General features: G+C 45.1%; 9 protein-coding genes. All 9 read right to left on the bottom strand.

Going from position 1 to position 10,418, the window contains the following annotated elements:
- Positions 1 to 485 precede the first annotated feature (485 nt).
- The gene (locus ACUYLD_RS17830) at positions 486 to 1,364 is read right to left on the bottom strand and encodes a nucleotidyltransferase-like protein (protein WP_446675641.1); all 879 of its coding nucleotides are present in this window, start codon (positions 1,362 to 1,364) and stop codon (positions 486 to 488) included.
- 112 nt (positions 1,365 to 1,476) lie between these two features.
- Positions 1,477 to 3,195 (bottom strand): glycosyl hydrolase family 18 protein, encoded by a 1,719-nt coding sequence (locus ACUYLD_RS17825; RefSeq protein ID WP_446675640.1) that lies wholly within the window; start codon positions 3,193 to 3,195, stop codon positions 1,477 to 1,479.
- Between the two features lie 185 nt (positions 3,196 to 3,380).
- Positions 3,381 to 3,812 carry a Fur family transcriptional regulator gene (locus ACUYLD_RS17820; RefSeq protein WP_013311903.1) on the bottom strand — a complete coding sequence of 144 codons (432 nt, stop codon included), beginning with the start codon at positions 3,810 to 3,812 and terminating at the stop codon, positions 3,381 to 3,383.
- A 108-nt stretch (positions 3,813 to 3,920) separates the two neighbouring features.
- Complete coding sequence (locus ACUYLD_RS17815; RefSeq protein ID WP_446675639.1) at positions 3,921 to 5,324, bottom strand: DUF4097 family beta strand repeat-containing protein; 1,404 nt, start codon at positions 5,322 to 5,324, stop codon at positions 3,921 to 3,923.
- Positions 5,325 to 5,331: 7 nt separating this feature from the next.
- The gene (locus tag ACUYLD_RS17810) at positions 5,332 to 5,985 is read right to left on the bottom strand and encodes a hypothetical protein (protein ID WP_254327112.1); all 654 of its coding nucleotides are present in this window, start codon (positions 5,983 to 5,985) and stop codon (positions 5,332 to 5,334) included.
- Between the two features lie 83 nt (positions 5,986 to 6,068).
- Positions 6,069 to 6,782: an MgtC/SapB family protein gene (locus ACUYLD_RS17805; protein WP_023990255.1), complete on the bottom strand. Its 714-nt coding sequence runs from the start codon at positions 6,780 to 6,782 to the stop codon at positions 6,069 to 6,071.
- Positions 6,783 to 6,880: 98 nt separating this feature from the next.
- Positions 6,881 to 7,342, bottom strand: a complete 462-nt coding sequence (locus ACUYLD_RS17800; RefSeq protein WP_069290371.1) for a GNAT family N-acetyltransferase — start codon at positions 7,340 to 7,342, stop codon at positions 6,881 to 6,883.
- 132 nt (positions 7,343 to 7,474) lie between these two features.
- Positions 7,475 to 8,920 (bottom strand): Asp-tRNA(Asn)/Glu-tRNA(Gln) amidotransferase subunit GatB, encoded by a 1,446-nt coding sequence (gene gatB / locus ACUYLD_RS17795; RefSeq protein WP_013311908.1) that lies wholly within the window; start codon positions 8,918 to 8,920, stop codon positions 7,475 to 7,477.
- 26 nt (positions 8,921 to 8,946) lie between these two features.
- The gene (gene gatA, locus ACUYLD_RS17790; RefSeq protein ID WP_023990257.1) at positions 8,947 to 10,404 is read right to left on the bottom strand and encodes an Asp-tRNA(Asn)/Glu-tRNA(Gln) amidotransferase subunit GatA; all 1,458 of its coding nucleotides are present in this window, start codon (positions 10,402 to 10,404) and stop codon (positions 8,947 to 8,949) included.
- Positions 10,405 to 10,418 lie beyond the last annotated feature (14 nt).

Raw genomic sequence — 10,418 nt, 5'->3', positions numbered from 1 at the left:
TCGTCCTGAGCCAGGATCAAACTCTCCATTAAAGACCAACCGAAGTTGGTTTATAGAAAGAGCGATAAGCTCATTTTGAAACTGACGAGATAAAAATATCTCTTGTTTGATTTTGCGAACAAAATCGTTTTACTCACTCGTTGTTCAGTTTTCAAAGATCAAACTTGCATAATGTCTCACTTTGTTTCACCACCGCGTCTCAGCGGCGACTTAAATAATGTAACACATAACCTCATTTTTCGTCAAGCTTTTTTTTGAAAATTTATTTTTTCGCTTGAAGCAACACGTTTATCCTGCTTTAAACAGTTCTAAATTATTCATGCTGCTTAATGGGGCGAGTTATAACTTAGCACATATTTTATATACTCGTCAACCTAAATTAATAATTTATATTTTGTAACTATCTATAAACACTAAATCACGTACAAAAAAAGGAAGAAAAGTCGATTTAACAACCTTTCTTCCTGACAAATCAACCCTGCACATCAAATAAGGGAGTAACGCAGTTCACGATTTTGCCCACGATCCCTAAAATCCCCGGCAGCTGTTTCTCTAATAAGTGAACGATATACCAGTTTACGGAGCACGACGGTAAGATCCAATTGAAGATTCTTTAGGTCTGGATGGTTAATAAGTTCATTTATAGACCAGGGTTCCCGTCTGCTGCCTAATATACGGAATAGCGGAGATGAGCACTCCTCCATTTTTGACATAACTGAAAATTCACAAGCAAGCAATACTAGTTCAACCCGTTGTTCCAAGGTTTCTGTACTTAATGTGAGTTCGTTATACAGTTTGTCAATCGATCGATCTAGAGGCTGTACCTGAACCCATAAGTGAGTCTTTGGATAAATCCCCCGTTCAATGAGTTCAATAGATGCCCAATGATCCAATGCTTTCAGAACACTTTGATAAGCGTCAATGATCCGCCCTTCTCGCACCGCTCTTTTACCATGAACGTAATTGACCAGAAAGCGGGAGAACTCATGAAATCGCTTCTGCTCCCGTAGTGGATCGTTAAAATCAACAATTTCCTGTCTTAAAAGACGGACCCTGTCATCCCGTTCCCAGACAATACGACCTTCTAGCACATAATCTATAATGTTGGCTTGTTCACCAGCGATAATCCATTCCTTCAGACAACTGAGCGTTGCGTACAACACTTGGCATCTTAAGCCATTCATAAATAAGTGTTGAATAGAACGAACCGGCTTGGTGCCTTCTCCAATAATTAGAATGAGTTCATCAAAGTCATACAACATCGAACCGTGAAAATACTCTCCCGGCTTTCTGTACGAAATAATACCTATTGAATCTTCCCGCAACAATTCATCATACATTAGGTTTAATTTGGTTAGCTGCACTTCTCCCTCCATACCTGCAAGGCGGCTATGACCGCAAATTGGATATTTGGATACATGTGATCATTTCTACATAAATAAGAAACTTCCTTCTTCAATTGTATAAATTTTTATCTTATTCACTTATTTTTTTCAGTGTTACCCAAGCGTTTTCATCTGCAAAGGTTCGATTCCACGCCCCAATTCCTCCGAGCTTCAGCGATTTGGCAAGTTCTACTCTTGCCTTCAGAGATATCTGATCCTCTAGCCAAATCTTTTTGACCACGCCGTCTTCTGTATACTCGACATAATTCTGGCCTTCAGCAGCTCTAAACTTGGGCTTCAACTTAAATTCGGCTATGATACCGGCTGCTGACTTCATACCAAGTGATTTGGAGGTGACCTTAATCTTCCCTTCTTTGGAAGTCTCGGACCACACGCGAGTATATAATGGAATACCTAAAATCACTTTTTGAGGCGGCACTTCATCTTCCTGAATAATTCGCTTAATTGACGCTTCCGTCCATGGTAGCGAGGCGACAGAACCAGCCTTTGGACTAGCCGCCCAATGCTCATCATACGCCATTACCATGAGGTAATCTGTGATGGTGCCCAATGATTTTCGATCCAAAAAAGCTGACCACATCTCACTTTGAGATTTAGGCGTAACATCAATGGACAGTATCAAATCATGTTCCCTAGCCATCGGTTTAAGTTCCCGCAAAAATTGGGTGACATTGGGGCCATCCTTCGTATGAACATTTTCAAAATCAATATTAATACCGTCCAGATCATTTTCTAGGGCAAGTGAAATCATCTGATCAACAATCGACTTTCGACGTTCAAAGGTAGACAATGCTTCAGTTGTTAATTCGGGATTAAAGCTGTTGCTCAACAAGCCCCAAACCTCCATCCCCTTGCGATGTGCCCAGCTGACATAGGCAGGATCTGCCTTGCTTTCTACAGTGCCCTCATGATCAACGACACTGAACCACGTAGGACTCACCACATTTACTCCAGGCATAGGATCAAACTTGGAAGGATCGGGCTTACGATTATAGACGGCTTCCCAAGCGAGGTTTACTGGCCTACCCTCCCAATGTTTTTCCGAGATGGACAAATCGTCTTTAGCCGAAGGGATCACAAGCTCTTCTCCTTCAGCGATATGGTCTGACTTAATGTATCCCGCATAGCCATTGTCTAATTGAACAAAATACCAATCTCCTTGTTTGGACCAAATACGTACCTTCGTCCACTGAGATATATCTGTCAAAATGAAAGATAGGCTGGAGGCTTCTTTACGTAAGGCAATTCTAGCATCCTGTGGGCCATCCTTCTTTTCTACACTCCCCAGCCTGACCTTCTCTCCAGCTTTCATTAGGATGACAGCACCAGTTACAGGGTCTTCGTGTATAGAAACGCCGTATACTTCACGTACAGCCTCTATCGGGATATATACCTCTCCACTGATCACCTGAGGGGCTACGCTAAGCGCATATGTCTTACCATTCAGTTCCCCTTGTGCCTTCGAAACCTTCATATAGAGCAGGCTTTGTCTCGTCGCCATAATGACGGTTTGGCTATCATCCTCATAGCGAACCGTAGGATCAATTTGACTTTGCACCAATTTAAGCGGCATCAGCATGTTCTTGCCCGAGCTTTGAGCTTCATACCCAGTCAACTTGCCCTGCATAAAAATAGGACGGACACTGCCCTGCCAATCGGGTTTCTCGTGAAGGGGATTACCAAACCATACGACAGTAATTGCGCATATAATCGCTGCAAATAATAGCAGGCTTGCCGCTCCTTTGAATCGTGAACGTTTACGGCGGCGTCTGGAATGATTTCTGGCCAATATTGAACCTCCATTGTATGAACTTTGAATTATCGTATTTTGTAACCACAACAGATTACTTAAAACAAAAATAAAGTGATTTAAATAAAAAAACGCGGTAAATCCCCGCTTATGGGGAATTCCTCACGTTTCCAATCCATTACAATATATACATACCGCACAAAAAACTTCTATTCCTTGTTTCGTTACGTTTGTTTGTTACTACAAGCTTTGCATACTCCGTGTAACTCCATTCGATGTCCATGCACCTCGAAGCCTGTTTCCAACGCGGCATGGCGTTCCACATCAGCCAAATAGGGATAACTGAAATCTTCAATTTTTCCGCATTTTTCGCAAATGATGTGATAGTGCTCCGAAATATTGGCATCATAACGACTGGCGTTATCTCCATAGGTCAACTCATGTACCATACCCGCTTCTATAAACATCTTTAAGTTATTATAAACCGTAGCCACACTCATACTTGGAAACTTGGACTCAAGCGCTCGATATATTTCATCTGCAGTCGGATGCCCCATGGTTTCCATCAAATAGTTTAATATGGCATGACGCTGGGGTGTTATGCGTACACCTGTCTTCTTCAGAAGTTCCAAAGCATGCTGGACGCGTGCCGCCATATATGTCCACCGCCTTATCCCTTACTTACGATCCTATCAATTACCACGCATCTATTTACAACTTACTTCTAAACCTACTCACATTGTACGGTCTACTCAAGTTTCTTGTCAACGCGCCGTATTGTCGCCGGATGTCCCTATAGAGGTATCTGACTCAGGCGCTCCGGTTTCAGCCGGAGCGCTTTCAGATGTATCGGGCGCAGGCGTACCCCCGGAATCATCCAAGTCGGGTAACGACGGCATCAGTAACTTTTTAATCGTTAAATTGCTGTTACCCTCTACGTTGATCGCATACTTGCCTGTCCCATTCTGGCCTGAAATACTTTTACTATCTATTTTAAATGGAAAATCGGATTGAAGATTACCATAACTGCTTGAACCCTCTAACTGAAAATCTCCATTCGACGGAAGATCCAATACGATATCACCGACAGCACTGTATATTTTCCAATCTCCGCCCACCTGCTCGCTATGCACTTTGATAGAGCCATTAAGCGAATTTGCATTCAGCTTGGCTGTAGAATTCAGCACATTCATGTCACCATTCTGAGTATCTACGGTGATGTCCCCTTCCGAGCGAGCGAGTTGAATATCACCTACCATGGTGTGTAGTGTCACAGCTCCTTCAATATCTCCTGCCTGCATATCGCCACGGTTCGTGCGCACATCTACATCTCCAGAAATCCGATGCAATTTAACCTGACCGTTCAGCGTGCCTCCCTTGACATTGCCGATAGCGTCATTAACCGTGAGATTTCCATTACCGCTCTCGAGCCGAATGCTATCAATAGCATCAACTCCATTCAGGGTAATATTCCCGTTGGAGGTTCTAATCTGCACATTGAACCGCCGGTCCTCCGGCACGGTGATCAGCATGTTCACACGGGGCTGACGTTTGCTTGAAGCTCCGTATGACTGTGCCTCCGGACGAATCTGGATGGTCTTGCCGTCGGTAGAAGTCAGTGAAGAAGCTTGAGCAATCTTGTCCGCTTCGGCAGCAGGCGCTTGATCCACCCATAGAGTCCCACGTACCTCTATATTGGACACAGGCCGTCTGATCAGTGTTACATCACCATTAACCGAATCAACTACTAAATCGGACGTCTGCATAGTTACAGGTATCAGTACACCACCCATATCATACCGATTCTCTTTAGCCTGACTAAAATCCATAGAGGCTGATGTCAGATTGAGACTAACCCGGTTCCACAGATACATATAATGATTTTGCTGGGTCACGATAAAAACCGAGGCTGCCACTACCAAAGCGGACAGAATCCCCTTTAGGTCAGGTCTGAATCGCCTTCCGTTGTCAGACTTGCCTTCTTTCCGATAGTACACAGCAAAAAAAATCAGATATTCCAGTCCCCAAAGCACGAAGATTACGGGCCACCAAACGAGGAGTTGAAGCATATATTCAGTATTTTGAAACACATCTACAATAAGCAAAATGCCTACAGCCATCAACAGAAGCGAAGAGGTGTAACGCCCGACTCTTATTTTGCGGTGCACGCCAGCTTCACCCTCTTTCTTTCAACTTTTTACGCTTAAAGGACAGAAAGGCTTCCCTTAGAAAAAGGGATAAACCAATCATCATTAATAAGATGGCCAGCGTCAGGAATCCATAATCCTCAAAGAAATTGCTCAACCAGCGAGGTTTCATGCGAAACAAAATCATAAGCCCACCGCCTGCCACCATCAGCACAGCAAAAGCAAAGCCTCTCTCCCATGCATAAAAAGGACTACTTTGCTGGCCTTTAGCATCCATCCGTGCATAACGATCTGGCTTACGCCGATAACGAACCATGTAATCTGCTGACTGTAAGACATCATATACATTATAAAAATATAAAACGGGTATGAACAATCCAAGCAAAATAAGTAATGGGATGTTAATCCTCAAGCCATCAGAAGAAACATACAGCATCGCAAAAATATCTAGCAGGAGCAACACAATAAAACTAAGCCCCCTAATAAACAGCCCTAAAAAAAGATGTCCCAGTCCGGGTAACAATGCGGCCATGATAATGGCAATCACTTTGCGAAATTTAGCGTATTTTAGACGCTTCCCCTGTCTGAGTTGTTCCCGCTGTTCCGGCGCTTGTAGCTGCCCAGCCTCTCCAGACGGTAACGGTTGTTCCGAGTTCATGCCATCCTCCCCTTTGAATCCCATGCGTGGCGCCGCTGAAAAATACTTCAATGCTTACATAGTACCCCAATCGGATTTAAGAGTAACTGTTAAAAAAAGGTAGACTATTACTCAACAGAGACTGCAGCTATATCTTCCCATTGTCGTAAATCAGCTGCAATACGTACGGGATTAAAATCATGACGGGACAGCACCTCTAGGGAAACCTCCATACTCTGCCGATCTGGATGTAATTCGTGAAATGGGACATTTTCATGTTCTTTAATCATTATTTTACGTATTTCCACTTTTTCTTGCTCTAAATAAGTCGAAATCTGCTCTAGCAATCCGTGAGACGACAATCCGTACAATGTAATAAGATGACGCTTGCGTCCACGCATATACCGAAGTTCGACTTTGTTAAATACCCATAAATTTAAAAATACGAGCACTGTCGCCGCTATAGACGGGAAATAAAAGCCTGCTCCGACCCCAAGACCAATGGCAGCCACGACCCAAATGGAAGCCGCAGTCGTTAGTCCGGTAATGGATTTACCTGTGAACATAATCGTCCCTGCACCCAAAAAGCCTACGCCAGTGATTACAGCCGTAGCCAAACGAGCGGGATCTATGCGTACATTAGCTTCTTTAATAAAATCGGCAAAGCCGTAAATGGAGAGTAGCATAATCAGCGTCGAACCAAGACTGACCATAATATGAGTCCTCAAACCAGCTGCGTGATTGGAACGTTCGCGTTCAAAGCCAATGAATCCACCGAGAAGCATGGACAGCAAAAGCCGTAAAATGATATGTGAATCGTCTATAATCCACGGATTATTCATTCAAGTTACTCCTCCCGGTTATGTCGTGCTTCCCACTCCGGGTGCGCGGTTTGTGGGCTTATGTGCATTTTTAATGCCAATTTAATGATAACTCAATGCTATTCCAACTTATGCAGATGGTAGGTGGTTAATTCCACGCCTGGGGCGACCTCCGCCGCAGATACGGGGCGAAAGCCATGTTTTCGATACAATGTCACCGCAGGAGTATTTAAAGTTCCTGTAGAGACGATAAACAACGGGATATTTTGATATTCATTCAAAACATGCTTCATTAAAGAGTCTGCAATACCTTTTCGAAAATGATCTGGGTGAACCATCATACGTGTAAGGGTAAGCGAATCGGGCGACTCAGACTGCACAGCCAGTGCCCCTAGCAATTCACCTTCCTCCAGCCACCCATAAAAAGACTCTCCACAGCTTCTCAGCGTATCCAATGTATCCATCAGTGGAGGAATCTCATCAAACCCAATCAGCTCAGCTTCCAGCCTATAGGCAACGTGCTGTAGACGCCATATCTGACTGACGATATCATCATCTTCCAATGAACATAGGGTAACCATGCTGTTTTCCCTCCTAAGGAAACTCATAAAATGCCATCAGGATTTTAAAGTTTGTTCGCGCCAATCGTTCTCAGCGTCTATGCAAAAGGGGCCTGTCCCTAAAAGACAAGCCCCTGTCAAATCTCTATGCCATTAGCGGTTCAGCACTTCCGTCAGCAACTTATTAGCAAGGCCAGGGTTTGCCTTTCCCTTGCTCTCCTTCATCACTTGACCGACTAGGAAGCCGATGGCCTTTTGCTTGCCGGCTTTGTAATCTTCGACCGATTGCGGGTTAGCTGCTACAACTTGTTCGACAATGGTCAGGATTGCACCCTCATCACTGATCTGTACAAGCCCTTTTTCTTCAACAATTTGCTGTGGCAGTTTATCACTTTCCAGCATTTCCTTGAAGACCGTTTTGGCGATTTTGCTATTGATCGTTCCCTTCTCCAGCAGTCCGATCATTTCGCCCAAGCCCCGACCGGTCAATTTAACCTGCGACAGCTCTACACCGGCACTGTTCAAATAACCGAGTAGATCCCCCATAATCCAGTTGGATACTGCTTTGGCATCCTTGGTGAATTGAAGGCTATCCTCGAACAAATCGGCCAATGGCTTGGAGGACGTAATCACCTGCGCATCATACTCAGGTAATCCATATTCCGAAGTGTAGCGTGCTTTACGCTGGTCAGGCAATTCAGGAATCGAAGCACGGATGCGTTCTTTCCATTCCTCATCTATATGCAGTGTAACCAGATCCGGGTCTGGGAAATAACGATAGTCATGGGCCTGTTCCTTACCACGCATGGATAAGGTTTTACCTTGCGCCTCATCCCAACGACGTGTCTCCTGTACTATCGTTCCGCCTTCGTCCAGCGTCTGCTCCTGCCGGAACTGCTCATATTCCAGTCCGCGCTGTACGCCACGGAAGGAGTTCATGTTTTTCAGTTCCGCTTTAGTTCCCAGCTCTTTTTGTCCATGCGGACGAAGACTGATATTCGCATCGCAGCGAAGTGATCCTTCCTCCATCTTCACATCGGATACGTCACAATACTGCATAATGGCACGTATTTTTTCCAGATAGGCCTTGGCTTCTTCCGGCGAAGATATTTCCGGCTCCGAAACGATCTCGACCAATGGTGTGCCGACCCGGTTAAAATCGACCAAAGATGCGTAGCCACCATCAACATGTGTTAATTTTCCTGCGTCCTCTTCCAGATGCAGTCGGGTAATACCGATACGCTTTGTCTCACCATTCACTTCAATATCAATCCAGCCATTTTCGCCAATGGGTTGATCGTATTGTGAGATTTGGTAAGCCTTAGGTGAATCGGGGTAAAAATAGTTCTTACGGTCAAACTTGCTCACATCAGCAATGGTGCAATTCAGCGCCATTGCTGCTTTCATTGCATAATCAACGGCCTGACGGTTCAATACCGGCAACACCCCTGGATGACCGAGACAGACCGGACATGTATGAGAGTTGGGTGGTGCTCCGAAGGATGTCGAGCATCCACAAAATATTTTAGACTTCGTATGCAATTCCACGTGCACTTCAAGTCCGATGACCGTCTCATATTTGGATGTAGTTGTAGACATGAATAGGTTACCTCCTTTTTAGCAAATTACAGCTGCGGACGCTGCTTGTGAAATTCGGTATTTTGTTCAAAAGCATGAGCTACGCGTAGCACGGAAGACTCGTCAAAGGCTTTTCCGATAATTTGTAGTCCGACTGGCATTCCATCTGCAAGACCACAAGGAATGCTGATGGCTGGCACGCCAGCCAAGCTCACCGGAATCGTCAAAATGTCGTTCAAATACATTGTCAATGGATCATCCACTTGTGAGCCGATTTTGAAAGCAGTTGTCGGTGCAGTAGGTCCGATAATCACATCATATTGTTCAAACACACGATCAAAATCCTGTTTAATCAGTGTGCGCACTTTTTGAGCTTTCAAATAATAAGCATCGTAGTACCCGGAGCTGAGTGCATAGGTACCCAGCATAATCCGACGCTTCACCTCGGGACCAAAACCCTGCGTACGGGACTGATGGTAAAGATCAAGCAGGTTGTCCGGATTGTCAGAACGCACACCATAGCGTACGCCGTCAAAGCGGGCCAGATTGGACGACGCTTCGGATGAAGCCAACAGGTAGTAAGTCGCTACCGCATATTCCGTGTGCGGAAGAGATACCTCTTCCCATACCGCGCCCAATCCTTCCAGCGTTTTCAGTGCGTCGAGCACCTTTTCCTTGACCTGTGGATCTACGCCCTCACCAAGATACTCTTTAGGCACAGCGATACGAAGTCCTTTTACATCCCCGGTTAAAGCGTTCAAATAATCAGGAATGTCTACCTTTGCAGAAGTGGAGTCCTTCTGGTCATAACCTGCAATAGCTTGTAGGACATAGGCCGAATCCTGAACATTTTTAGTAATAGGTCCAATTTGGTCTAAAGAGGAGGCAAAAGCCACCAGTCCAAAACGGGATACAAGACCATAGGTTGGTTTCAGGCCAACTACACCGCAGTAAGAAGCGGGCTGGCGAATGGAACCACCTGTATCCGAACCGAGCGTGAAATAAGCCTCACCCGCTGCAACAGCCGCAGCCGAGCCGCCACTGGAACCGCCGGGAACACGTTCTAAATCCCAAGGGTTACGTGCAGGGAAAAAGCTGGAGTTCTCGTTAGAGCCGCCCATGGCGAATTCGTCCATGTTCATTTTACCGAGTGTCACAGTTTGCGCTGCGCGCAACTTGCTAACAACTGTGGCATCGTAAACAGGATCAAAATTTTTCAAAAACTGACTGCCACATGTTGTACGCAGCCCTTCTGTCACAATATTATCCTTAATACCAACCGGCAGACCAAACAACAATCCTCTTTCCTCTCCGGAAATCAGCTGATCATCCAGCTGACGTGCGGATGCACGGGCCTGTTCTTCGTCAACGGTAATATAAGCTCTGATCTTGTCTTCCCGCGCACCAATTGTCTCCAGAGCGTGTCCCACCAGATCACTCACGGAAATTTCCTTTTGATGCAGCTTGTTATGTATCTCGGGCAATGTGTTATTGAACAAGCTCAATTTGCATCCTCCTT

The sequence above is a fragment of the Paenibacillus sp. SER-28 genome, from assembly GCF_052906305.1.
Note: the sequence above shows the minus strand (reverse complement) of the source record. Positions and strands in the feature narration are given on the sequence as shown.

Coding starts and splice junctions, on each gene's coding strand:
- gatB (WP_013311908.1), bottom strand. CDS start 8,920: ATGTCTACAACTACATCCAAATATGAGACGGTCATCGGACTTGAAGTG.
- ACUYLD_RS17810 (WP_254327112.1), bottom strand. CDS start 5,985: ATGGGATTCAAAGGGGAGGATGGCATGAACTCGGAACAACCGTTACCG.
- ACUYLD_RS17820 (WP_013311903.1), bottom strand. CDS start 3,812: ATGGCGGCACGCGTCCAGCATGCTTTGGAACTTCTGAAGAAGACAGGT.
- ACUYLD_RS17800 (WP_069290371.1), bottom strand. CDS start 7,342: ATGGTTACCCTATGTTCATTGGAAGATGATGATATCGTCAGTCAGATA.
- ACUYLD_RS17805 (WP_023990255.1), bottom strand. CDS start 6,782: ATGAATAATCCGTGGATTATAGACGATTCACATATCATTTTACGGCTT.